The following is a 23,309-nucleotide window of genomic DNA, read 5'->3' as shown; positions in this document are numbered from 1 at the left end:
TTAAAATGAAAGCGCAGTCTATTTTATAATTTTTGTTTCTACATATGTTGGGAGGATGGGAAATGAATATCCATGAGTACCAAGGAAAAGAAATCCTAAGAAAATATGGGGTTTCAGTTCCAAATGGTAAAGTAGCATTTACACCTGATGAAGCAGTGAAAGCATCAGAAGAGCTAGGGAGCTCTGTATATGTCGTAAAAGCACAGATTCATGCAGGCGGCCGTGGTAAAGCAGGCGGGGTAAAAATTGCAAAAACGAAAGATGAAGTGAAAGGGTTTGCAGAGGAATTACTCGGCAAGACACTTGTCACACATCAAACAGGGCCTGAAGGGCGCGAAATAAAACGCTTACTTATTGAAGAAGGCTGCGATATTCAAAAGGAATACTATGTTGGACTAGTTTTGGACAGAGCGACATCAAGAATTGTATTGATGGCATCTGAAGAAGGCGGTACTGAAATTGAAGAAGTAGCAGAAAAAACGCCAGAAAAAATCGTGAAAGTTGTTATCGATCCAGCGATTGGCTTGCAAGGCTATCAGGCGAGAGAAGTAGCATTTAAAATTAATATTCCAACAAAATTAGTTGGCCAAGCTGTTAAGTTTATGACAAGCCTTTACAATGCGTTTATTGAAAAAGATTGTTCAATTGCTGAGATTAATCCACTGGTTGTAACAGGCGATGGAAAAGTCATGGCACTTGATGCAAAATTAAACTTTGATAGCAATGCCTTATATAGACAAAAAGATATATTAGAATACCGTGACCTTGATGAAGAGGATCCAAAAGAAATTGAAGCATCTAAATATGACTTAAGCTACATTTCTCTAGATGGAAATATTGGCTGTATGGTCAATGGAGCAGGTCTTGCGATGTCTACAATGGATATCATCAAGCATTACGGCGGGGACCCTGCAAACTTCCTAGATGTTGGCGGCGGTGCAACAGCTGAAAAAGTAACGGAAGCATTTAAAATCATCTTATCTGATCAAAATGTAAAAGGGATTTTCGTGAACATTTTTGGCGGCATCATGAAATGTGATGTCATTGCAGAAGGTGTTGTTGAAGCGACGAAACAAGTCGGCTTAACATTACCACTTGTTGTACGTCTTGAAGGAACAAACGTTGAATTAGGGAAGAAAATCCTGAGTGATTCAGGCTTAAATATCACTTCTGCTGAGTCTATGGCTGACGGGGCAGAAAAGATTGTATCTTTAGTCAAGTAGAGCAGAAAGGCAGGGAACCTAAATGAGTGTATTTATTAATAAAAATACGAGAGTAATTGTTCAGGGGATTACCGGTTCAACCGCATTATTCCATACAAAACAAATGATTGAGTACGGAACAAATATTGTTGGCGGTGTCACACCTGGAAAAGGTGGAACTGAAGTAGAAGGAGTTCCTGTATTTAATACTGTATCTGAAGCAGTTCAAACAACTGGAGCGAACGCTTCTGTTATCTATGTACCAGCACCATTTGCGGCGGATGCCATTTTAGAGGCTGTTGACGCAGAAGTCGATCTCGTCATTTGTATTACTGAACATATTCCAGTGCTTGACATGGTCAAAGTGAAGCGTTACATGGAAGGTAAGAAAACAAGACTTGTTGGACCAAACTGCCCAGGTGTCATTACACCTGAAGAATGTAAAATTGGTATCATGCCTGGCTACATTCATAAAAAAGGTCATGTGGGTGTTGTTTCTCGTTCTGGAACGCTTACATATGAAGCGGTACATCAGCTTTCAGAAGCTGGCGTTGGTCAATCGACAGCTGTAGGAATCGGGGGGGACCCGGTAAATGGGACAAACTTTATTGATGTGTTAAAAGCATTCAATGAAGACCCTGAAACGCATGCTGTGATTATGATCGGTGAAATCGGCGGTACGGCTGAAGAAGAAGCAGCTGAATGGGTAAAAGCAAATATGACTAAACCAGTCGTAGGCTTTATTGGCGGTAAAACGGCGCCTCCAGGAAAACGTATGGGACATGCTGGTGCCATTATTTCTGGTGGTAAAGGAACAGCTGATGAAAAGGTAAAAACAATGCGTGAATGTGGAATTGAAGTGGCAGAAACACCATCTGTCATGGGAGAAACGTTGATTAAAGTATTAAAAGAGAAGAATCTCTTCGAAGCTTGTAAAACGCATTAATGACACAAGAAGACTTGTTCTTTGACAAGTCTTCTTCTTTCTATCTTATACTGGAGGAATGGTATGTACAACGTGTCCGAAAGAATGATTTTTCACCGCTTAAAAGGCCTCATCTCACCCTCTTTACTTACAAAATGGTGGAAAGTCGATCCTGAGCTATATATAAATGAAGAAACACATCATTTTAAACAGGATCGAGCATTCCAAACGATCGACTTTACCCGCTTAAAACAAGCTGAAGAAAATGAATTCCCCATTTTTCAACACATCGTTCAAGCCTATTTAGAGCAAAACATTCACATGATTCCCATCACATCACCCTTATATCCAAGCACACTAAAAAATATTTATGATCCTCCCCCTGTGTTATTCCTAAAAGGAAACGTATCATATTTAAATGAAGAAAAAAGTTTAGGTGTAGTCGGTACGCGACTTCCATCGTCTTATGGAGAAGCATGTGTGAAAAAAATTGTTGGTGAGCTTGTCAAAGAAGAGTGGATGATTGTTAGTGGTCTAGCTAAAGGAATCGATGGACTTGCACATAAAGAGTGCATCAGGAACAAAGGGAAAACGATCGGCATTATAGCAGGCGGCTTTCAGCATTTATACCCAAAAGAGCATGTGCAAATGGCTCAATATATGGGCGAGCATCATTTGCTTTTGTCAGAGCATCCGCCTTATGTCAAGCCAGAAAAGTGGCATTTTCCAATGAGAAATCGTTTAATTAGTGCATTGACGAAAGGGACCATCGTGATTCAGTGCAAAGAAAAGAGCGGTTCTCTTATTACAGCCTATCAAGCGCTTGAGCAAGGCAAAGAAGTATTTGCGGTTGCCGGATCCATATTTGATTCTAATTCCACAGGTCCGGCAAGACTCATTCAGCAGGGGGCAAAGCTTGTTCATTCCACAAAGGATATTTTAGAGGAATTCTCCTTCAGCAACGTTCAATATACTGAACTCTCATAAAAATATCGTTTGACAAAAGACATCGGAATATTTAATAATAGTGAGGATTTAAGTTTACACTTTGTTTTTCGTGTTTATAATGATGTTCATCATAAAGAATTTTTAACGATTGCCTGTTAGATAGGTGCAATTAACATAAATATGAATTGTGAAATGTATAAAGAGAGAACACCTCTTAAGGGGGATTTTGAGTATGGCTGATTATTTAGTCATCGTTGAGTCGCCAGCAAAGGCGAAAACGATTGAGCGTTATTTAGGAAAGAAGTATAAAGTAAAAGCTTCAATGGGGCACGTAAGGGATTTACCGAAAAGTCAGCTCGGTGTTGACACTGAGCATGACTTCGAACCGAGATATATTACGATTCGCGGGAAAGGCCCAGTTTTAAAAGAATTAAAAACAGCGGCGAAAAAAGCAAAGAAAGTCTATCTCGCAGCTGACCCCGATAGAGAGGGAGAAGCGATTGCTTGGCATTTAGCACACAGCCTTGACCTTGACCTCTCTTCTGACTGCCGCGTTGTTTTTAACGAGATTACAAAGGATGCGATTAAAGATTCCTTTAAGCATCCACGTATGATCAATATGGACTTAGTTGATGCGCAGCAGGCAAGACGGATTTTAGATCGTCTCGTTGGGTATAAAATCAGTCCGATTTTATGGAAGAAAGTGAAAAAGGGCTTAAGTGCCGGACGTGTTCAATCAGTTGCACTCCGCCTGATTATTGATCGCGAGAATGAAATTAATGAATTTAAACCAGAAGAATACTGGACAATTGACGGTACATTCCTTAAAGGAAAAGAAAGCTTCGAAGCAAGTTTCTTTGGCCTCAATGGCAAAAAACATCCATTGAAAACAAAAGAAGATGTAAAAGAAATCCTTTCGAAATTAAAGGGAAGCAAATTCTCTGTAGAGAAAGTAACGAAAAAAGAGCGTAAACGTAATCCAGCTGTTCCGTTTACGACTTCTACTTTACAGCAGGAAGCTGCAAGAAAATTAAACTTCCGTGCGAAAAAGACAATGATGATTGCACAGCAATTATATGAAGGAATTGATCTTGGTAAAGAAGGTACAGTCGGTCTCATTACATATATGAGAACGGACTCAACACGTATTTCCAATACGGCGATTGAAGAAGTATCTGCCTTCATTGATCAGACGTACGGCAAAAATTTCTTAAACACAACAAAACGAACAGCTAAAAAGAATGAAAATGCACAAGATGCTCACGAAGCCATCCGCCCAACTTCTACGTTAAGAAAACCGGCAGATGTCAAGCACGTGCTAAGCCGTGATCAGCTTCGCCTGTACAAATTGATTTGGGAACGATTCGTGGCAAGCCAAATGGCGCCGGCTGTTCTTGATACAATGAGTGTGGATCTTGATCATAACGGTCTTACTTTCCGTGCGAATGGAAGTAAAGTCAAATTCCCTGGATTTATGAAGGTTTATGTGGAAGGAAAGGACGACCAGCTCGAGGAAAAGGACAAAATGCTTCCTGATCTGAAAGAAGGAGATACAGTTCTTTCAAAAGATATCGAACCTGAACAGCACTTCACACAGCCGCCTCCGCGCTACACTGAGGCAAGACTGGTCAAAACACTTGAAGAGCTCGGTATAGGCCGTCCATCTACGTATGCACCAACATTAGATACGATTCAAAAGCGCGGTTATGTCGCACTTGATAATAAACGATTTACTCCGACAGAGCTTGGAGAGATTGTACTTAACTTAATCATCGAATTCTTCCCTGAAATCATTAACGTTGAATTTACAGCGAAAATGGAAAAGGAACTTGACAGTGTTGAAGAAGGTACGATCGAATGGGTTCGTATTATCGACAGCTTCTATCAAGACTTTGCAAAACGGGTAGAAAAAGCAGAAGCAGAAATGCAAGAAGTTGAGATTGAGCCGGAATACGCAGGTGTTGATTGTGAAGAGTGCGGACATCCGATGGTGTACAAAATGGGGAGATACGGTAAGTTCATGGCATGCTCTAACTTTCCTGACTGCCGTAACACAAAACCAATTGTCAAAGATATCGGTGTCAAATGCCCATCATGTCATGAAGGAAACATCGTTGAACGAAAATCGAAGAAACGCCGCATTTTTTACGGCTGTGATCGTTTTCCAGAGTGTGAATTCGTCTCTTGGGACAAACCAATAGAAAGAAAGTGTCCAAAATGCGAAAATATGCTTGTAGAGAAAAAGCTGAAAAAAGGCGTTCAAGTTCAATGTGTGAACTGTGATTATAAAGAGGAACAACAAAAATAGCGGTGAGCAGCCTTGTTCACCTGCTTTTTTATGTCATCAAACAGAACTTACGAAATAGGAGAGTTGTACAATGAGTCAATTTGTAAATGTGATCGGAGCAGGGTTAGCTGGAAGTGAAGCTGCATGGCAAATCGCTAAAAGAGGTATTAAAGTCAATTTATATGAAATGAGACCTGTTAAACAAACCCCGGCTCACCACACAGATAAATTTGCGGAGCTTGTATGCAGCAACTCATTGCGTGCGAATGCTTTGACAAATGCAGTAGGTGTATTAAAGGAAGAAATGCGTCATTTAGATTCAGCCATTATCGCAGCGGCAGATGAAAGCTCAGTTCCTGCAGGGGGCGCGCTTGCAGTAGACCGTCATGAATTTGCAGCAAACGTGACAGACCGCGTGAAAAATCATCCGAATGTTACGGTCTTTCAAGAAGAAGTGCAAAGCATTCCAGAAGGTCCGACAATTATCGCGACTGGCCCGCTGACATCAGAAGCACTTTCAAAAGAATTAAAATCGTTAACAGGAGAAGAATATCTCTATTTCTACGATGCAGCGGCACCTATTTTAGAGAAAGATAGCATTGATATGGATAAGGTGTACTTGAAATCACGCTATGACAAAGGAGAAGCCGCTTATTTAAACTGTCCAATGACAGAAGAAGAATTCGATCGTTTTTATGAGGCGCTCATTTCTGCTGAAACTGTGCCATTAAAAGAATTTGAAAAAGAAATCTTCTTTGAAGGCTGCATGCCAATTGAAGTAATGGCGAAAAGAGGAAAGAAAACGATGCTGTTTGGTCCGATGAAGCCAGTAGGACTTGAAGATCCGAAAACAGGAAAAAGACCTTACGCTGTTGTTCAATTAAGACAGGATGATGCAGCAGGTACTCTATATAACATCGTTGGCTTCCAGACACATCTGAAGTGGGGCGATCAAAAGGAAGTATTCCGTTTGATTCCAGGTCTTGAAGAAGCGGAGATTGTTCGTTACGGCGTAATGCACCGTAATACATTTATTAACTCGCCAAGCCTTTTAAGACCGACTTATCAGTTTAAAAATAGAGATGACCTGTTCTTTGCCGGACAAATGACAGGTGTTGAAGGGTATGTCGAGTCAGCAGCGTCCGGGCTTGTGGCTGGCATTAACGCTGCTCGTTTTGTCAAAGGAGAAGAGCTTGTAACACTTCCTGAGGAGACGGCGATTGGCAGTATGGCTCATTACATTACATCGACAAACAAGAAAAGCTTCCAGCCGATGAATGCGAATTTTGGTTTGCTGAAAGATCTAGGTGTTCGAATTAAAAACAAACAAGAACGTTATGCGGAGTATGCTAAGCGCGCAATCGAAACTATTCAAACTATTTCGAAATCTCTGTAGTAAAACATTGCACGGAAAGCAAGATATGTGATACCATTTAAAAGCCTTAAAGAGGTGTAAAAATGACGAATAAACAGCGTCTTGTCCACTTATTCATTGAATATCTGCAAATTGAAAAAAACTATTCAGCTTTAACGATCTCAGGATATACAGAAGCCATTGAAGAGTTTGTCAGATTTATGAACATTCAAGGAATAGACGGTTTTGAAGAGGTATCCTATCAAGATACGAGAATTTATTTAACAGAAGCTTATGAAAAAGGCCTGACAAGAAGAACGATTAGTAAGAAAGTCTCTGCGCTTCGCAGCTTTTATAAATTTTTATTAAGAGAACAGCTTGTGAAAGAAAATCCTTTTTTACTCGTTAGCTTACCAAAACAGGATAAGCGGATTCCTTCATTTTTGTATGAGGAGGAACTAAAAGAGCTTTTTTCAGTTTCTGATGTCAGCACACCGCTGGGGCAAAGAAATCAAGCCATTTTAGAACTTCTTTATGCAACAGGTATGAGGGTCAGTGAGTTATGTTCATTAAAAGAATCTGATCTTGATTTATCGATGGATACAGTGCTTGTTCATGGGAAAGGCAGCAAGCAGCGATATGTTCCTTTCGGGTCATATGCTCATGAAGCGCTCATTACTTATTTAGAGGATGGAAGGCAGAAGCTGAAGTATAAGGGGAAAGACCGCGCTGATGCACATGTGTTTTTGAATCAGCGCGGGACGCCTCTTACAGACCGAGGTGTTCGATTCATTCTCACTGAATTAATGAAAAAGGCGTCAGGTACATTACATATCCATCCTCATATGTTAAGGCACACCTTTGCCACGCATCTCTTAAACGAGGGGGCGGATTTGAGAAGTGTTCAAGAACTTCTCGGTCATTCAAATTTATCATCTACACAGGTGTACACGCATGTATCAAAAGATTCTTTAAGAAACACGTACATGTCTCACCACCCAAGGGCTTTTAAACGATCCTAAAAGGAGGTTTTTTCATGTCATCATTTCATGCAACAACCATCTTTGCCGTTCAACATAAAGGAAAAAGTGCAATGGCTGGCGACGGTCAAGTGACTTTCGGGCAGGCTGTCGTGATGAAACACACAGCAAAAAAAGTGCGTCGTCTTTTCGGAGGCAAGGTGCTTGCAGGTTTTGCAGGTTCAGTAGCAGATGCTTTTACACTCTTTGAAAAGTTTGAAACAAAGCTTGAAGAATATGGTGGTAATTTAAAGCGGGCAGCCGTAGAACTAGCGAAGGAATGGCGAAGTGATAAGATGCTAAGGCAGCTTGAGGCCATGCTCATCGTCATGAACAAAGAAAGCATCCTGCTCGTCTCTGGAACTGGAGAGGTCATCGAACCAGATGATGGGATTTTGGCAATTGGCTCAGGCGGCAACTATGCGCTTAGCGCCGGGAGAGCACTCAAAACCCATGCAGGCGATCATCTCTCAGCGAGAGAAATTGCAAAGGCCGCTCTTGAAACGGCCGGAGAAATCTGTGTCTACACGAACGATCAAATCACTTTAGAAGAGCTTGAATAGAAAGGACATGAGACGTATGGAGAAAAAGCCGTTCACCCCAAGAGAGATAGTTGAAAAGCTTGATCAATACATCATTGGTCAGCTTGATGCAAAAAAAGCAGTGGCGGTGGCTTTAAGAAACCGTTACAGAAGAAGTCTTTTACATGATAAGCTAAAGGATGAAGTCGTTCCTAAAAACATTTTAATGATTGGCCCAACAGGTGTGGGGAAAACAGAAATTGCCCGCAGAATTGCTCGAATTTCTGGAGCGCCTTTTATTAAAGTGGAAGCGACGAAATTTACTGAAGTGGGTTATGTTGGCCGTGATGTAGAGTCCATGGTGAGAGATTTAGTTGAAACAGCGATTAGACTTGTCAAAGAAGAAAAGATGAAAGATGTTCAAGAAGAAGCAGAAAAGCAAGCAAATAAACGTCTTGTTCATTTGCTTGTTCCTGGTAAGAAAAAAAGCCAGTCTGTGAAAAATCCTTTTGAGATGCTGTTTGGCGGTTCAGATGAAGATGACCGTGATCGAGATCATTCAAATGAAGAAGTGGAACTCGAATCGACAAGAAAGCGAATCGCTCATCAGCTGGCTATGGGAGAACTTGAAGATCATTACGTCACGATTGAAGTAGAAGAACAGCAGCCTTCCATGTTTGATATGCTTCAAGGCTCGGGTATGGAGCAAATGGGTATGAACATGCAGGATGCGCTCGGCAATCTCATGCCTAAAAAGAAAAAACGCAGAAAGCTGACTGTTAGAGAAGCAAGAAAGGCGTTAACGGCTGAGGAAGCTTCAAAACTGATTGATATGGATGAAGTCAGTCAGGAAGCGGTCTACAAAGCAGAGCAGCAAGGAATTATTTTTATCGATGAAATCGACAAAATCGCCAAAAGCGGCGGTGCATCATCTGCAGATGTTTCTCGTGAAGGGGTTCAGCGTGATATTTTACCGATTGTAGAAGGTTCAACTGTGATGACGAAATATGGTGCTGTTAAAACAGATCATGTGCTTTTTGTTGCAGCAGGTGCATTTCATATGGCAAAGCCATCAGATTTGATTCCAGAGCTTCAGGGGCGCTTCCCAATCCGTGTAGAATTAGATAAATTAAGTATAGAAGACTTTGTGAAAATCTTAACGGAACCAGATAATGCATTATTAAAGCAATATAAAGCTTTACTTGAAACAGAAGGTATATCTCTTGAATTTTCTGACGATGCTATTCATAAGATTGCCGAAGTGGCTTATCATGTCAATCAGGAGACAGATAACATCGGTGCAAGAAGGCTTCATACCATACTTGAGAAGCTGCTTGAAGAGCTTTCATTTGAGGCGCCTGATATTACGATGGAGACAGTGACCATTACCCCTCAGTATGTCGAAGAGAAGCTAGGAAAGATTGCAAATAACAAAGATTTAAGTCAATTTATACTTTAACAAATGAATAAAGTAATCTAGGAGGATCATTATTATGGCGTTACTACAAAAAACAAGGATTATTAACTCAATGCTGCAAGATGCAGCGGGGAAACCAGTTAATTTCAAAGAAATGGCAGAAACACTGAGAGATGTCATTGATTCAAACATTTTCGTATTAAGCAGAAGAGGAAAGCTTCTTGGCTACTCCATTAATCAACAGATCGAAAATGCACGTATGAAAAAAATGCTTGAAGATCGTCAGTTCCCTGAAGAATATACAAAGAGTCTATTCAATGTCCCAGAAACGTCTTCAAACCTTGATATTAACAGTGAATATACAGCTTTCCCGATTGAGAACCGTGACTTATTCCAATCAGGTTTAACAACAATTGTTCCAATTATCGGCGGAGGAGATCGTTTAGGTACGTTAATCCTGTCCCGCTTACAAGATACATTCACAGATGATGATTTAATTCTTGCTGAATACGGGGCAACAGTTGTTGGAATGGAGATTCTTCGCGAGAAAGCAGAGGAAATTGAAGAAGAAGCAAGAAGTAAAGCGGTTGTCCAAATGGCGATTAGCTCTCTTTCATACAGTGAGCTTGAAGCGATTGAACACATTTTTGAAGAGCTTGATGGAAACGAAGGTCTTCTTGTCGCAAGTAAAATTGCAGACCGTGTAGGGATCACTCGATCAGTGATCGTAAACGCCTTACGTAAGTTAGAAAGTGCAGGCGTAATCGAATCTCGTTCTCTTGGAATGAAGGGAACGTACATCAAAGTGTTAAATAACAAATTTTTAATTGAACTCGAAAATTTAAAATCTCATTAATCAAAAACCCTTTTTGGCCGAAATAAATGCTGAAAAGGGTTTTTTTATGTGAAAAAATGAGGATTTGTCCGAAAAATGTCACTCTTTTTTCCAAGAAACCCCTTACAAATCTGTAGTGCTTTGAATCTAGGCCTTTGTACCTATTCGTAAAATAGATATATATTACGAGTTTTTTTTACATATACATCATAGACTTTAATCCTATTATTTCTTACAATGAACATATGGTTTTACAAATCTCGACATGATTAAATGGAATGAAATACATATGATTGGAGGTATATGGTTTTGGATATATTTTCTGGAACGATAAGCAACCTTGAGAATGCCTTGGGCAGAGCGAATGTTAAGCAAAAAGTCATAAGCAATAATATCGCGAATATAGACACACCGAACTACAAGTCGAAAAACGTCGCATTCCATGACATGCTAAATGATGCATCGAACAAATTAGATGCTAAAAAAACATACCAAGGTCACATTGATTTTTCGAAAACAGGGTCTAATTATTCAGTTGTTTCTAGCAACCGTACTTCATATCAAGAAAACGGAAATAATGTCGATATTGATCAAGAGATGAGTGAACTCGCTAAAAACCAAATTCAGTATAATGCTTTGGTGGAAAGAATGAGCGGGAAATTTAATTCTCTTAAAACAGTTTTGACAGGAGGTAAGTGATGTCGATTTTTTCAGGAGTGAACGCTTCGGCCTCAGCATTAACGGCACAGAGGCTCAGAATGGACGTTGTATCCTCAAACCTTGCAAATATGGATACAACAAGAGCTAAACAGGTTGATGGTAACTGGGAGCCATATAGACGTAAGCTTGTCACATTACAGCCGTCAGGTGAATCATTTTCATCTATATTGAACTCAAGTATGAATTCAAGCGGCAAATTAGGAAACGGCGTCAAAGTAACAAAGATTACTGAAGACGAAACTCCATTCAACCTTCAATATGATCCTACAAATCCCGATGCCAATGAAAATGGATATGTTCAAACACCAAATGTCGATCCATTAAAAGAAATGGTCGACCTCATCAGCAGCTCAAGATCATATGAAGCAAACGTGACTGCTCTAAATGCGAACAAAAGCATGCTGATGAAAGCTTTAGAAATAGGAAAGTAAGGTGAAAAGAATTGGTTAATGCAATATCTCCTTTCCAGCTTCAAACCGCTCAGCAAGCAAGTGAATTGACGAATGCATCGTCCTTGCAGGCGGCTGCACCTAAAAGTCAAACGAATTTCTCTGATGTGCTGAAGAATTCCATTGAGGCATTAAATCAATCACAGCTGAAATCAGACCAGTATACAAATGCGCTTGCACAAGGAAAAGATGTCAATCTCGATGAAGTCATGATTGCTTCACAAAAAGCGAGTGTCACACTCACAGCTGCGACAGAGTTTCGAAATAAAGCAGTCGAAGCGTACCAAGAGATTATGAGAATGCAGATGTAGGAGGTGCTGGTGGACAAAAAAAGACTGAATGGAATGACCGGGGGTTAAGATGAATCGTACTTTAATGCAATTAAGAACAAAAACAGTTGAGTTTTGGCGAAATCGATCAAAATTACAAAAAATACTCATGATTGGCGGCGTTGCTGCCCTAGCAATCATTATTACGGTTGTTAGCATCTTTGCTTCTTCTGAAAAAATGGTTCCGCTCTTTAGAGACTTGTCTGAGGCAGAAGCTGGACAAATCAAACAGGAACTAGATGGCAAAAACGTTAAATCGGAACTTGCAAACAATGGAACAACGATTCTCGTTCCAGAAAAGCAAGCAGACTCTTTAAAAGTAACACTCGCATCTGAAGGGCTTCCTAAGACAGGCAACATTGATTATTCCTTCTTTGCAAACAATTCAGGCTTCGGTTTAACAGATAATGAATTTGATGTTCTGAAAGTAGACGCAACTCAGACAGAACTATCCAATCTGATCAACACAATTGATGGGATTAAAGATTCAAAAGTGATGATTAACCTGCCAAAAGATTCCGTTTTTGTTGGAGAAGAGCAAAGTAATGCATCAGCATCCATTGTGCTGCAAGTTGAGCCTGGCTACACGCTTACGCCGCAGCAAGTAAAAGGCCTTTATCATCTTATTTCAAAAAGTGTGCCGAATTTAAAAACAGAAAACATTGTCATTATGGACCAAGATTCCAACTACTACGACTTAAACACCAGCTCCGATTCTTATGCAAGTGGAATGGATGCACAGCAGCAGAAAAAAGAGGAAATCGAAAAGAATCTTCAAAGAAAAATTCAGCAGCTGCTCGGAACAATGATGGGTCAAGATAAAGTGGCTGTATCGGTCACAACAGACATTGATTTTACTGAAGAAAAAAGAAAAGAAGATCTTGTAGAACCTGTTGATAAAGAAAACATGCAGGGGATTGCTGTCAGCGCTGAAAAGATTGCTGAAACATATTCAGGCAATGGAGCAGCAGCTGGAGGCACAGCTGGAACAGGTGACGATGATGTCACAAATTATCAAGGTGCCGATGGAGCGAATGGAAGCGGAGATTACGAAAAGAGTGAAGATCGTATCAATTATGAAGTCAACCGCATTCATAAAGATATCAAAGAAAGCCCTTATAAAATTAGAGATGTTGGCATTCAAGCGTTGGTCGAACCACCAACTGCAAACGATGCAAACTCTTTAACAGCTGAAAGACAAGATGATATCAAAAAGATTCTTTCAACGATCATTAGCACATCGATTGATAAAGAATACACAAATGGTCAAGCGCTCACTCAAGCAGACTTAGATAACAAAATCGTTTTATCAGTATCAAAATTAGACGGTAAACAGCAAACTGCGGCAGATAACCCTTCAAACAATATTCCAATCTGGGTTTATATTGTAGGCGGTGTGCTCCTACTTGCAATTATCGCTCTTATCATTCTTCTTGTACGCAAGCGTAGAAGAGATGAGGAAGAAGAGTTTGAGTTTGATGAACGTACACCAATCGATGTTCCTGATATCGACACTGAACCAGAAACAGAAGAAATGGTGAGAAAAAATCAGCTTGAAAAAATGGCAAAAGAAAAACCAGAAGACTTTGCTAAATTGCTACGCAGCTGGCTGTCCGAGGATTAGGAGGAATACACATGTCGAGAAAAGATCCAAATCGACTAACAGGCAGACAAAAAGCAGCAATCCTAATGATTTCCTTAGGGCTAGACGTGTCAGCATCTGTATACAAACATCTGTCTGAAGACGAAATAGAAAAGTTAACATTAGAAATTTCCAATGTACGAAGTGTAGATACTGCTAAAAAAGATGAAGTCATCGAAGAGTTTCACAGCATTGCCATCGCGCAGGACTACATATCACAGGGTGGTCTTATGTACGCAAGACAAGTGCTTGAAAAAGCGCTTGGTGAGGACAAAGCGGACAGCATCTTAAACCGGTTAACATCCTCTCTTCAAGTAAAACCATTTGATTTTGCTCGAAAGGCTGATCCAGAACAAATTTTAAACTTTATCCAGCATGAGCATCCACAAACGATTGCGCTCATCCTTTCCTACCTGGATCCAGTGCAGGCTGGGCAAATTTTATCTGAGTTAGGCGAGGAAGTACAAACTGAGGTTGCGAGACGTATTGCCTTAATGGACCGCACATCTCCAGAGATCATCAATGAGGTGGAACGCATTCTTGAACAAAAGCTGTCTTCAACCTTTACGCAGGACTACACGCAAACAGGCGGAGTCGAAGCAGTGGTGGAAGTGCTAAATGGTGTAGACCGTGCTACGGAGAAGACCATTTTAGACACACTTGAAATTCAAGATCCTGAACTTGCTGATGAAATTAAGAAACGTATGTTTGTCTTTGAAGATATTGTCACTCTTGACAGCAGAGCGATTCAGCGCGTCATCAGAGATGTTGAAAATGATGACTTATTGCTCGCACTCAAAGTGGCAAGCGAAGAGGTCAAAGAAATTGTCTTCCGCAACATGTCACAGCGGATGGTCGAAACATTCAAAGAAGAAATGGAGTTTATGGGTCCTGTCCGGCTTAGAGATGTCGAGGAAGCACAAACCCGTATTGTCAGCATCGTAAGACGACTTGAGGAAGCTGGAGAAATCGTCATAGCTCGAGGCGGAGGAGACGATATCATTGTCTAGGATTATCAAACATGAAACATCTGTTATTCCTGAACAAGGACGGCAAACGATTCCTTTACAGCAAGTGGAGTTTAAAAGAGAACATCACGAAGAAGAGCTTGTCAATGAAACCGAAGCATCGCAGCTTGTACTTAGTGATGCAGAAGATCAGGCGAGCCGCATATTAGAACAAGCAAACAGTGAGCTGGAAAAAACAATGGCTGAAATCAATCAGCGCAGAACTGATTTTGAAGAAGAAAGAATACAGCTCATTGAAGAAGCGAAACAAACAGGTTATCAAGACGGCTTTCAAAAGGGCGAAGCAGATGCGAAAATGCAGTACCAAGCTATTCTTGATCAAGCAAATGACATCGCCGGTCTTGCAAGGCAGGACTACGAAGAAAAAATTGAAAGCTCTGCTGAGCAAATTGTGGAACTCGCTTTTGAACTCGCCAAACGCGTTTGGAATGCAGCTGAGGAGACGAACGATCAATTTTTGGCTCTTGTGAAGCAGGTCATTTCAGAAGTGAAAGAATATGACGATATTTCCATCTATGTTGACCCTGAACATTACGAGCATGTGATGGAATATAAAGACGAATTGATTAGAATCCTTCAAAAGGATACACATCTTGCCATTTACTCGGATGAAAAAGCGCCAAAAGGAACTTGTTACGTAGAAACAAGTTTTGGAAAAGTGGAAGCGAGTGTTGATACCCAAATGAATCAGTTGAAAGAAAAATTATTAGAAGTCATTGATTCAGGTGATCACAAATGAAAATGGATGTGTTAAAAGAAACGATTGAAACCGCTGATCCTTATAAACGATTTGGTAAAGTCAACCGAGTGGTTGGATTGATGATTGAATCGAAGGGGCCGGAAAGTTCGATCGGTGACGTGTGTCTCATTCATAAAAAAGGGAGCAAGCACCATCCGATAAAAGCAGAGGTCGTTGGGTTTAGAGATGAAAACATTCTGCTCATGCCTTATGTAGAAGCATCCAATATTTCACCAGGAAGTCTTGTGGAAGCGACGGGTGAGTCGCTGAAGGTCAAAGTAGGGACTGGATTAATTGGTGAAGTCGTTGATGCCTTCGGTGATCCGCTTGATGGCAGTATGCTTCCAAAAGGACTTGCACCTGTTTCGACAGATCAGTCACCCCCAAATCCGATGGACAGACCACCTATTCGAGAAAAGATGGGTGTCGGCGTTAGAGTCATCGACAGTCTGCTCACAGTTGGCACTGGTCAAAGGATCGGGATTTTTGCCGGAAGTGGTGTTGGAAAAAGTACCTTAATGGGGATGATTGCAAAGCAGACAGAAGCAGACCTCAATGTCATTGCCCTTGTTGGAGAGCGTGGCCGTGAAGTTCGTGAGTTTATTGAAAAGGATTTAGGTGCTGAAGGACTGAAGCGATCAATTGTTGTCGTCGCAACTTCTGACCAGCCTGCACTGACGAGACTGAAAGCTGCGTATACAGCAACAGCCATTGCGGAGTATTTCAGGGACAGAGGCAAAAATGTCATGTTTATGATGGATTCTGTTACGAGGGTTGCCATGGCGCAAAGGGAAATAGGTCTTGCAACTGGCGAGCCGCCCACAACTAAAGGATATACACCATCAGTGTTCGCTATACTGCCAAAATTGCTCGAACGAACTGGGACAAATCAGCTTGGTTCGATCACAGCGTTTTACACAGTGCTTGTTGATGGGGACGATATGAATGAACCGATCGCTGATACAGTGAGGGGGATCCTGGATGGCCACATTGTACTTGATCGTGCTTTAGCCAATAAAGGACAATTTCCCGCTGTTAATATTCTAAAAAGTATCAGCCGTGTCATGAGCAATATCGCAAGTCATGATCACAAGGAAGCGGCTAACCGGTTCCGCCAGCTTTTATCCACTTATCAAAACGCTGAAGACCTCATAAATATTGGAGCATATAAAAAAGGCTCCTCTAAAGATATTGATGAGGCCATGCAGGCTTACCCTCATCTGATTTCATTTTTGAAGCAGGATGTAGAAGAGGCTGTATCTATTGAAGACAGTGTGAGTTTATTGCTCAGTTTGATGAATAGAGAGGATTGACAAAAACAGTGAGATATCAATACAAATTTCAAAAGCTCTTAGAACTGAAAGAAAGTGAAAAAGACAAGTCACTCGCAGCGTACCAACAATCCGTTTCGGCATTTGAGCAAGTCGCTGAAAAACTCTATGAAAATATGAGTAAAAAAGAGCTAATGGAAAAAAGCAAAGAAGAAAAGCTGAGAAGTGGAATGAGTGTTCAAGAAATGCGTCATTACCAGCAATTTGTGACCAACTTAGATAACACCATTCAGCATTATCAGCAGCTTGTGATCATGAAACGCCATCAAATGAATGAAAAACAATCTGATTTAACTGAAAAAAACATTGAGTTTAAAAAGTTTGAAAAAATGAAAGAAAAGCAATTTGAAAAGTTCTCCCTTGAACATAAGGCAATTGAAATGAAAGAAATGGATGATATCTCTATCAGCCAATTCATGTTTCAAGGACATTAGGAGTCGAGATGAATGCCTAAGAAGGAAAAAACGAAGGAATCAGGCGGCGGGAAATTTCAATGGATCTTGTTTATTGTCATCATCCCATTGATTGTGCTTGTGATTGTCACTGGCACGATCCTTTATATGGCAGGTTTTGATCTAAAAAAACCGCTCCAAAACATTCCGGGGATCAGCAGTTTGGTTGGTTCAGAAGACAGCTCAAAAACGTCATCTTCACCTAATAATCAAAGTGATGCAGAGCTGAAAGAACTGAAAAAGACCATTAAAGAGCAAAAAAATGAGCTCGAAATTGCACAAAAAGATTTGAAAACAAGTGATGAGGAGATTAAAAGGCTAAATCAAAAAATCAACTCACTTGAAAAAACATCTGAAAATGATTCAAAGAATACGTCAGCCAATGACAGTTCATCGAATAACAGCTCATCAAATAACACGTCAGGTAATAACTCAGCAGGGGCTTCCTCTGATGCAGCTTCATCCTCTAATCAGCAGACAAAAGGAAAGGTCGCCAGCATTTATGAAAGCATGGACCCAGGGAAATCCGCAAAAATTTTATCAGAATTAAGTGATAAAGAGGCGTTAAAAATCCTTGAAGAGCTGAGCAAAAATAAACTGACAGACATATTAGCAAAACTGACACCTCAGAAGGCAGCAACGTTTACAAAAGAGCTCGCCAAAAAAGAAGAAAGTGAAAATGGGGGTGGACAATAAGTGAAGCTATTGGATATTGCAGCCTTACAGCAATCTTCTCAAGGTCTCTCGGGAACAAAGGGAGGCGGCGCGGCAACTGCCAGCGGTTTGTTTAAACAATTACTTAGCGGAGCAGGCGCCCAAAGCGGTCCTGTTGATGCTGAGACAGCCGCTTCTGCCTCTCTTTCTATCAATGATGCGATGCAGATCATTGAAAAATGGATGCAATCACCTGAAGAAGGAATGAGCGCAGACCTACTAAGAGCGCTTCAAACACTACAAGGTCAAACACTTAAAGCAACTGATCTCAAGTCACTTGAAGAATTATTTCAAAAAATGGAATCTTCCATTTACGGTGATCAAGCTGAAAAGCCAGGTTCTGAACATAGTGAACAACTCATACAAGTCCACTTTTTCATCTATCAATTGTTCAATCAACAGCCGCTCAGCTTTGATGCGAAACTTGTGCAGGATATTGAAGGAAAAGGTCAAGACTTCATCGACTTTCTTTCGAAAAACGAGGTAGATGAGAAACTCATTCAACAAGTAAAAGAGCAGGTCTTTTCGCAGGGTTCAGCACCAAAGCTGAATTCGATGACTCAAAGTGAGCTAAAGCACTTTAATCAGTTAATCGATCATATGATGGCGAGTGCGAAAGGATCTGACAAAGAGTGGAAAATTTCACTAGGAGAGTTGAAGGAACTAGTCTCTCCAAAACAAGAATCTACTCTCGCTTCTCCGGCAAAAGGGAATGCATCTCTTGAGTGGCTCATCAAAAAAGAAGTTGTAAAAGGACAAAGCACAGCTGCACCAGCTTCTGAAAAAATAATGACCCATACTCTTTTGCCAGGTCATAAGCAGTTTTTCCAACTGCAGTCAGCGGCTCCTGTTCAGCAGACACAAACGACTGATGAAAAGCCAGGAACGGTTGATCAGCAAATTCTAAACACGTGGAAGCAAATGAAATTCACGCCGTTTGGCAATTCAAGCGGACGCTTTACCGTTCGATTAAATCCTGAAAATCTTGGGTTTATTACCATTCAGCTAACGAAGCAAAACGGTATGTATGCGAGTAAAATTACAGCCTCGACACAAGCAGCGAAAGAGCTGTTAGAGCATCATCTGCCGCAGCTCAAGCAGGCGCTTCCGAATATGTCGGTTCAAGTGGACCGTTTCCATATACCGCTTCAATCAAATGAGCAGCCGTTATTTGGACAGTTTAGTGAAGAAAACAAGCAGCAGCAGCCAAAAGGACAGAATTTCCAGCAGACTGATGAACAGGAAGCAGAATTCCAAGATGTTCTGGATGCTCTTGTTGGGTCAGATGAAGAAGAGGAGGAGATCTAATGGCAACAGTCGATGCTACGAATAGAACAGCCGCACAAACAGACACTTCTTCAAAAGCAGAAAAGAAAACAGATACGCTCGGCAAAGATCAATTTTTGAAAATTTTGCTCACGCAGCTTCAAAACCAAGATCCGACAAATCCGCTTGATGACCGTGAGTTTGTCACACAGCTTGCAACTTTTTCATCTTTAGAACAGCAAACCAATATGAACGATTCGATCACCAAGCTGAATCAGCTCATGTCTACATTTGTTGCACACCAAGATCCGTTTACGACGTATGTAGGCTGGATTGGTAAAGAAGTATCGGGCAAGCTGGATGATAAAGAGATATCGGGCACTGTGAAGTCTGTTAAAAACATAGACAACGAGTACTTCTTGATTTTAGAAGATGGAACGAAAATCAGCCCTTGGGATGTTACAGCAGTTGGAGAAAAAACGAAGTAATTAGAGGAGGAAAATAAATGTTACGCTCACTTTACTCAGGAATTAGCGGAATGAAAAACTTCCAAACAAAATTAGATGTGGTAGCCAATAACGTAGCCAACGTCAATACACACGGATACAAAAAAAGCCGTATCACGTTTAAAGATATGGTCAGTCAGACAATTGCAAGTTCTGGTGGACCAACGAACAACTCTGGTTCAATCAACTCAAAACAAGTTGGTTTAGGCTCAGCTTTATCTTCTATTGATAAAGTTATGTCAGCGGGATCTTCTCAAAATACAGATGAACCTTACGACTTCTATATCAATGGAGATGGATTTTTCCGTATTGAAAGTCAAGGAGAAATTCTTTATACAAGAACAGGGAACTTTAGATGTGATTCAGAGGGGAATTTAACCACTACTGACGGAAATTACCTCCTTGGAATGGATGGACAAAAGATAACGATTCCAGATGGCATTTCAAGTGTCAGTGTTGGTTCAGATGGAACGATTTCGGTTGTTGAAAACAACGTATCTAGAAATGTTGGGCAGGTTTCACTCGTATCTTTCAGTAACGCAGGAGGGTTAGACAAAGTTGGCGACAACCTTTACCGCCAAACGTTAAGCTCAGGTGCACCAAGTAACCCTATCGTACCTGGTGAACAAGGAACTGGTGTGATCCAACCAGGGAAACTTGAAATGTCAAACGTTGATTTAACAGACGAGTTTACCGAAATGATTATCGCGCAACGCGGATTCCAATCGAATGCAAAGACGATCACAACTTCTGATGAAATTCTGCAAGAGCTTGTGAATCTGAAACGATAGGAGGTAGGAGGAGCGGATGATCGCTTCTCTGCTCAATATGATTGAAGTGACAAGATTAAATGGCAAAGGATTTATGCTGAACGCTCTCCATATCGAGCAAATTGAAAGCTTTCCAGACACGACCATTACTTTGGCCAATGGAAAGAAATTCGTTGTGAAAGAAGATGAAGAGCAGCTTCAAGAGAAAATCATTTCTTTCTACAGAAAAATCCAAGTCATTTCATTGAATCAAGGAATAGAGGAGTTTGAATGAAGAAGAAATTAGTCGTAGTAATGCTAATCATGATTATTGCCATCGCCGGAATTGGAGCAGGCATCGTTTTTCTGCTGAATGGGTCAGACGAAGCAAAAGCTGAAAAAGAGCCAACAGCAGATGAAGTCGTAAAAGCTTCTGTTGAAATTCCTGAGATTATCACCAATTTAAAATCTGAAGGAAATGCTGTCAAACTTGTCCTGAATATTGAAACTGACTCTGAAAAAGCAAAAGAAGAGCTTGAGAAAAGAAGTTTCCAAGTAAAAGATGCTGTAATCGACATTTTATCAGACACGAATGCAGATGAACTTGATGGTAAGAAAGGCAGAGAACATTTTAAAACACAAGTCAAAAACAAAGTGAATAACTATTTGCAAGATGGCAAGGTGAAAGAAGTATATATAACCTCCTTTAATCTGCAATAGAGGCGATTAATTAACGCGATGGAGGTGAAGAAATGTCAGGAGAAGTGCTTTCCCAGAATGAGATCGACGCATTATTATCCGCCATCTCAACAGGCGAAATGGATGCAGAAGAGCTGAAAAAAGAAGAAACGACGAAAAAAGTGAAGGTGTATGACTTTAAACGTGCACTGCGCTTTTCAAAAGACCAGATTCGAAGTTTAACAAGGATTCATGATAACTTCGCTAGACTGCTCACCACGCATTTTTCAGCGCAGCTAAGATCATATATTCAAATTACTGTCAGCTCGGTTGACCAAGTACCATACGAAGAATTTATTCGTTCGATTCCTAATATGACATTATTAAACTTATTTTATGTCAGCCCGCTTGAAGGAAGAATCATGCTTGAAGTAAACCCAACAATCGGCTATGCGATGATGGACAGGCTGATGGGCGGGATTGGCATTAGTCATAATAAGACAGAATCACTTACAGAAATCGAAACAAAGATTATCTCAAACATGTTTGAGGGAGCTTTGGAAAATTACAGAGAAGCGTGGCAGTCCATAACCGACATCGAGCCTGAAATGGCAGATTTCGAGGTAAATCCCCAGTTTGTTCAAATGGTGTCACCAAACGAAACAGTTGTCGTCATTTCGCTTAATACACAAATTGGCGAGGTAAGCGGGGTTATTAACCTTTGTATCCCTCACGTTGTATTAGAGCCTATTATTCCGAAGCTGTCTGTACACTACTGGATGCAGTCTGAACGAAATGAACCAAAACAGCAAGAAACAAAGGCCATTGAAAAACGGATTATGAAGGCAAAAATACCGGTAGTCGCAGAGCTGGGACAATCGGAAATGACGGTGGAAGAGTTTTTGAATTTGGAAATTGGTGATTGTATTGCCTTGGACAAACCAGTAAATGCGCCTCTTACTGTTATGGTCGGAAATAAACCGAAATTCTTGGGACAGGCCGGCCGCGTGAATCGGAAACAGGCGATTCAAATTCTAGATCACGACATAAGAGGTGAAGAAGATGGAGAATAACGGAAGTAAATTATCACAAGATGAAATCGATGCGCTCCTTAAAGGAGGCAGCAATGACGATATAGAGCCTGATACAATCCTTTCTGCAATGGAGCAAGATGCCATTGGAGAAATCGGAAATATTTCATTTGGCAGCTCTGCAACAGCACTTTCAACCCTATTAAATCAAAAAGTGGAGATTACAACTCCAACTGTTACAGTGATTCAAAAAAGTAAGCTGAATGAGGAATTTCCTCATCCGTATGTCGCTATTGAAGTGAATTATACAGAAGGCTTCAGCGCAAGTAACCTGCTTGTTATCCAGCAAACAGATGCAGCAGTCATTGCGGACTTAATGATGGGCGGAGACGGGACAAATGCTGACCCTTCTTTAAGCGAAATTCATTTAAGTGCAGTGCAAGAAGCGATGAACCAAATGATGGGTTCTGCTGCGACGTCTATGTCGACTGTCTTTAATAAAAAGATTGATATTTCTCCGCCGCGCGTCGAATTACTTGATGTGAAAGAAGGAGAAGGGACAGACCGTATTCCAGCTGAAGAAATGCTTGTCAAAGTATCCTTCAGATTAACAATAGGTGAACTGATCGATTCAAATATTATGCAGCTTTATCCTATTACATTTGCGAAGGATTTAATCGCAGAATTAACAGTCCCTGCGCAAGAAGAAGAGCCTGTTCAAGAAGCTCAAGTGAGCACACCTGAACCTCAGCAGTCAGCCCCGCAAACGCAGTCTGCTCCAGCGCAGCAAGCAGCACCGCCGAAAAGACAGGCGAAACCAAAGCCGGCAGCACCTGTAAATGTGGCGCCAGTTGAATTTGAAGCGTTCAGTGAGCCTCAGCATACAACAAGCCAGCTTGGAAACCTTGATATGCTGATGGACATTCCGCTTTCTATTACGGTGGAACTTGGAAGAACTCAGCGCAGTGTGAAAGAAGTTCTTGAGCTTTCAGCTGGAAGTATCATTGAACTGGACAAGCTTGCTGGTGAGCCAGTCGACATTCTAGTTAACAAACGTATCGTCGCCAAAGGGGAAGTCGTTGTCATTGATGAGAACTTTGGTGTTCGTGTGACTGACATTTTAAGTCAGTCAGAAAGACTTTCTAATTTAAAATAAACAAACATACA

Annotated in this window: 25 protein-coding genes; all 25 read left to right on the top strand. The window is 40.9% G+C overall.

The features are described from left to right. Positions 1-62 precede the first annotated feature (62 nt). On the top strand, positions 63-1,223 hold the full coding sequence (sucC, locus tag ACP69X_RS06375) for an ADP-forming succinate--CoA ligase subunit beta (RefSeq protein WP_024426972.1): 1,161 nt from the start codon (positions 63-65) through the stop codon (positions 1,221-1,223). A 22-nt stretch (positions 1,224-1,245) separates the two neighbouring features. Next, positions 1,246-2,148, top strand: coding sequence for a succinate--CoA ligase subunit alpha (sucD, locus tag ACP69X_RS06370; RefSeq protein ID WP_007499624.1), 903 nt, complete (start codon positions 1,246-1,248; stop codon positions 2,146-2,148). Positions 2,149-2,211: 63 nt separating this feature from the next. Next, the gene (dprA, locus tag ACP69X_RS06365) at positions 2,212-3,114 is read left to right on the top strand and encodes a DNA-processing protein DprA (RefSeq protein WP_041084865.1); all 903 of its coding nucleotides are present in this window, start codon (positions 2,212-2,214) and stop codon (positions 3,112-3,114) included. A gap of 193 nt (positions 3,115-3,307) precedes the next feature. After that, positions 3,308-5,383: a type I DNA topoisomerase gene (gene topA, locus ACP69X_RS06360; RefSeq protein ID WP_024424184.1), complete on the top strand. Its 2,076-nt coding sequence runs from the start codon at positions 3,308-3,310 to the stop codon at positions 5,381-5,383. 70 nt (positions 5,384-5,453) lie between these two features. Beyond that, positions 5,454-6,758 carry an FADH(2)-oxidizing methylenetetrahydrofolate--tRNA-(uracil(54)-C(5))-methyltransferase TrmFO gene (gene trmFO / locus ACP69X_RS06355; RefSeq protein WP_024424183.1) on the top strand — a complete coding sequence of 435 codons (1,305 nt, stop codon included), beginning with the start codon at positions 5,454-5,456 and terminating at the stop codon, positions 6,756-6,758. A 62-nt stretch (positions 6,759-6,820) separates the two neighbouring features. Then, positions 6,821-7,738, top strand: a complete 918-nt coding sequence (xerC, locus tag ACP69X_RS06350) for a tyrosine recombinase XerC (RefSeq protein WP_041084864.1) — start codon at positions 6,821-6,823, stop codon at positions 7,736-7,738. A 14-nt stretch (positions 7,739-7,752) separates the two neighbouring features. Next, positions 7,753-8,298, top strand: coding sequence for an ATP-dependent protease subunit HslV (gene hslV / locus ACP69X_RS06345; RefSeq protein ID WP_024424181.1), 546 nt, complete (start codon positions 7,753-7,755; stop codon positions 8,296-8,298). A 16-nt stretch (positions 8,299-8,314) separates the two neighbouring features. Continuing rightward, positions 8,315-9,715 carry an HslU--HslV peptidase ATPase subunit gene (gene hslU / locus ACP69X_RS06340; protein ID WP_024424180.1) on the top strand — a complete coding sequence of 467 codons (1,401 nt, stop codon included), beginning with the start codon at positions 8,315-8,317 and terminating at the stop codon, positions 9,713-9,715. Between the two features lie 34 nt (positions 9,716-9,749). Further along, the gene (codY, locus tag ACP69X_RS06335; RefSeq protein WP_007499612.1) at positions 9,750-10,529 is read left to right on the top strand and encodes a GTP-sensing pleiotropic transcriptional regulator CodY; all 780 of its coding nucleotides are present in this window, start codon (positions 9,750-9,752) and stop codon (positions 10,527-10,529) included. A 288-nt stretch (positions 10,530-10,817) separates the two neighbouring features. Further along, the gene (flgB, locus tag ACP69X_RS06330; RefSeq protein WP_039178512.1) at positions 10,818-11,207 is read left to right on the top strand and encodes a flagellar basal body rod protein FlgB; all 390 of its coding nucleotides are present in this window, start codon (positions 10,818-10,820) and stop codon (positions 11,205-11,207) included. Next, positions 11,207-11,659 (top strand): flagellar basal body rod protein FlgC, encoded by a 453-nt coding sequence (flgC, locus tag ACP69X_RS06325; protein WP_024424179.1) that lies wholly within the window; start codon positions 11,207-11,209, stop codon positions 11,657-11,659. The genes flgB and flgC overlap by 1 nt, the downstream gene beginning before the upstream one ends. Positions 11,660-11,670: 11 nt before the next feature. Continuing rightward, positions 11,671-11,988, top strand: a complete 318-nt coding sequence (gene fliE, locus ACP69X_RS06320; protein WP_039178515.1) for a flagellar hook-basal body complex protein FliE — start codon at positions 11,671-11,673, stop codon at positions 11,986-11,988. 49 nt (positions 11,989-12,037) lie between these two features. Next, positions 12,038-13,630, top strand: a complete 1,593-nt coding sequence (gene fliF / locus ACP69X_RS06315) for a flagellar basal-body MS-ring/collar protein FliF (protein ID WP_039178517.1) — start codon at positions 12,038-12,040, stop codon at positions 13,628-13,630. Positions 13,631-13,641: 11 nt separating this feature from the next. After that, complete coding sequence (fliG, locus tag ACP69X_RS06310) at positions 13,642-14,658, top strand: flagellar motor switch protein FliG (RefSeq protein WP_034281776.1); 1,017 nt, start codon at positions 13,642-13,644, stop codon at positions 14,656-14,658. After that, positions 14,651-15,415: a flagellar assembly protein FliH gene (gene fliH, locus ACP69X_RS06305; RefSeq protein ID WP_411264373.1), complete on the top strand. Its 765-nt coding sequence runs from the start codon at positions 14,651-14,653 to the stop codon at positions 15,413-15,415. Before fliG ends, fliH begins: the two co-directional genes overlap by 8 nt. Continuing rightward, positions 15,412-16,728, top strand: a complete 1,317-nt coding sequence (gene fliI, locus ACP69X_RS06300; protein ID WP_024424174.1) for a flagellar protein export ATPase FliI — start codon at positions 15,412-15,414, stop codon at positions 16,726-16,728. The genes fliH and fliI overlap by 4 nt, the downstream gene beginning before the upstream one ends. A gap of 8 nt (positions 16,729-16,736) precedes the next feature. After that, positions 16,737-17,180, top strand: coding sequence for a flagellar export protein FliJ (gene fliJ / locus ACP69X_RS06295; protein WP_024424173.1), 444 nt, complete (start codon positions 16,737-16,739; stop codon positions 17,178-17,180). 12 nt (positions 17,181-17,192) lie between these two features. Further along, positions 17,193-17,894: a MotE family protein gene (locus tag ACP69X_RS06290; RefSeq protein ID WP_041084861.1), complete on the top strand. Its 702-nt coding sequence runs from the start codon at positions 17,193-17,195 to the stop codon at positions 17,892-17,894. Continuing rightward, positions 17,895-19,220, top strand: coding sequence for a flagellar hook-length control protein FliK (locus ACP69X_RS06285; RefSeq protein WP_073979490.1), 1,326 nt, complete (start codon positions 17,895-17,897; stop codon positions 19,218-19,220). Beyond that, positions 19,220-19,666, top strand: a complete 447-nt coding sequence (flgD, locus tag ACP69X_RS06280; protein WP_041084858.1) for a flagellar hook assembly protein FlgD — start codon at positions 19,220-19,222, stop codon at positions 19,664-19,666. Before ACP69X_RS06285 ends, flgD begins: the two co-directional genes overlap by 1 nt. Before the next feature lie 17 nt (positions 19,667-19,683). Further along, a complete protein-coding gene (flgG, locus tag ACP69X_RS06275; protein ID WP_426052532.1) occupies positions 19,684-20,475 on the top strand; it encodes a flagellar basal body rod protein FlgG in 792 nt (263 codons plus the stop codon). A gap of 37 nt (positions 20,476-20,512) precedes the next feature. Continuing rightward, the gene (locus ACP69X_RS06270; protein ID WP_008344794.1) at positions 20,513-20,728 is read left to right on the top strand and encodes a flagellar FlbD family protein; all 216 of its coding nucleotides are present in this window, start codon (positions 20,513-20,515) and stop codon (positions 20,726-20,728) included. Next, the gene (gene fliL, locus ACP69X_RS06265) at positions 20,725-21,153 is read left to right on the top strand and encodes a flagellar basal body-associated protein FliL (protein WP_041084856.1); all 429 of its coding nucleotides are present in this window, start codon (positions 20,725-20,727) and stop codon (positions 21,151-21,153) included. The genes ACP69X_RS06270 and fliL overlap by 4 nt, the downstream gene beginning before the upstream one ends. Before the next feature lie 32 nt (positions 21,154-21,185). After that, positions 21,186-22,184: a flagellar motor switch protein FliM gene (gene fliM / locus ACP69X_RS06260; protein WP_024424167.1), complete on the top strand. Its 999-nt coding sequence runs from the start codon at positions 21,186-21,188 to the stop codon at positions 22,182-22,184. After that, entirely contained in the window at positions 22,174-23,298 is a 1,125-nt protein-coding gene (fliY, locus tag ACP69X_RS06255) for a flagellar motor switch phosphatase FliY (protein ID WP_041084855.1), read from the top strand. Before fliM ends, fliY begins: the two co-directional genes overlap by 11 nt. Positions 23,299-23,309 lie beyond the last annotated feature (11 nt).

This window comes from Bacillus sp. DC4300-2b2, from assembly GCF_049895685.1.
Taxonomy (GTDB): domain Bacteria; phylum Bacillota; class Bacilli; order Bacillales; family Bacillaceae; genus Bacillus; species Bacillus safensis.
The sequence above is the reverse complement of the archived record's forward strand: the minus strand, read 5'-3'. Positions and strand labels throughout refer to the sequence as shown.

Bases quoted from the DNA above. Each gene is read 5' to 3' on its own strand.
- fliL (WP_041084856.1), top strand. From the start codon at position 20,725: ATGAAGAAGAAATTAGTCGTAGTAATGCTAATCATGATTATTGCCATC.
- fliF (WP_039178517.1), top strand. From the start codon at position 12,038: ATGAATCGTACTTTAATGCAATTAAGAACAAAAACAGTTGAGTTTTGG.
- sucC (WP_024426972.1), top strand. From the start codon at position 63: ATGAATATCCATGAGTACCAAGGAAAAGAAATCCTAAGAAAATATGGG.
- hslV (WP_024424181.1), top strand. From the start codon at position 7,753: ATGTCATCATTTCATGCAACAACCATCTTTGCCGTTCAACATAAAGGA.
- fliM (WP_024424167.1), top strand. From the start codon at position 21,186: ATGTCAGGAGAAGTGCTTTCCCAGAATGAGATCGACGCATTATTATCC.
- ACP69X_RS06290 (WP_041084861.1), top strand. From the start codon at position 17,193: ATGCCTAAGAAGGAAAAAACGAAGGAATCAGGCGGCGGGAAATTTCAA.
- flgD (WP_041084858.1), top strand. From the start codon at position 19,220: ATGGCAACAGTCGATGCTACGAATAGAACAGCCGCACAAACAGACACT.
- codY (WP_007499612.1), top strand. From the start codon at position 9,750: ATGGCGTTACTACAAAAAACAAGGATTATTAACTCAATGCTGCAAGAT.
- fliI (WP_024424174.1), top strand. From the start codon at position 15,412: ATGAAAATGGATGTGTTAAAAGAAACGATTGAAACCGCTGATCCTTAT.
- xerC (WP_041084864.1), top strand. From the start codon at position 6,821: ATGACGAATAAACAGCGTCTTGTCCACTTATTCATTGAATATCTGCAA.
- flgG (WP_426052532.1), top strand. From the start codon at position 19,684: ATGTTACGCTCACTTTACTCAGGAATTAGCGGAATGAAAAACTTCCAA.
- fliY (WP_041084855.1), top strand. From the start codon at position 22,174: ATGGAGAATAACGGAAGTAAATTATCACAAGATGAAATCGATGCGCTC.
- topA (WP_024424184.1), top strand. From the start codon at position 3,308: ATGGCTGATTATTTAGTCATCGTTGAGTCGCCAGCAAAGGCGAAAACG.
- ACP69X_RS06270 (WP_008344794.1), top strand. From the start codon at position 20,513: ATGATTGAAGTGACAAGATTAAATGGCAAAGGATTTATGCTGAACGCT.
- trmFO (WP_024424183.1), top strand. From the start codon at position 5,454: ATGAGTCAATTTGTAAATGTGATCGGAGCAGGGTTAGCTGGAAGTGAA.
- hslU (WP_024424180.1), top strand. From the start codon at position 8,315: ATGGAGAAAAAGCCGTTCACCCCAAGAGAGATAGTTGAAAAGCTTGAT.
- sucD (WP_007499624.1), top strand. From the start codon at position 1,246: ATGAGTGTATTTATTAATAAAAATACGAGAGTAATTGTTCAGGGGATT.
- flgC (WP_024424179.1), top strand. From the start codon at position 11,207: ATGTCGATTTTTTCAGGAGTGAACGCTTCGGCCTCAGCATTAACGGCA.
- fliG (WP_034281776.1), top strand. From the start codon at position 13,642: ATGTCGAGAAAAGATCCAAATCGACTAACAGGCAGACAAAAAGCAGCA.
- dprA (WP_041084865.1), top strand. From the start codon at position 2,212: ATGTACAACGTGTCCGAAAGAATGATTTTTCACCGCTTAAAAGGCCTC.